The organism is Vibrio sp. OPT46, from assembly GCF_015163535.1.
Classification (GTDB): Bacteria; Pseudomonadota; Gammaproteobacteria; order Enterobacterales; family Vibrionaceae; genus Vibrio; species Vibrio alginolyticus.
In genome coordinates this window covers 1-306 of sequence record NZ_JADDYG010000158.1, presented here as the reverse complement: position 1 = coordinate 306, position 306 = coordinate 1, and the positions used below count along the sequence as shown (strand labels likewise).

1 pseudogene is annotated in these 306 nt (G+C 39.5%); it reads left to right on the top strand.

The features are described from left to right. Positions 1-132: 132 nt before the first annotated feature. Positions 133-306: pseudogene (locus IQR33_RS06725) on the top strand (multicopper oxidase family protein); the annotation flags it as partial.

Genomic DNA, 306 nt, shown 5'->3' with positions numbered 1-306 from the left:
GCATTTAATCTACTGAACGAACGAAACTACAGTTAGCTGTAATGATCAGTGGCCCGAAATTTTAATAATAAAGGGGAATCACTATTTATATTTAGTTACACTCAACCGATCTGGATTAATGAGTAACTATGTATGGATATATCTCGTCGACGCTTTCTTCAATCATCCTTAGCAATCTCCGCGCTTACCGTTCTGCCTGCATGTTCTCTATCTAGGAGCACTAATAAGCAGAGGCAATATATATACGATATCACTGCAGAGCCTTCTACTGCAGAATTGATCCCTGGGTTTAACACAGACGTACTC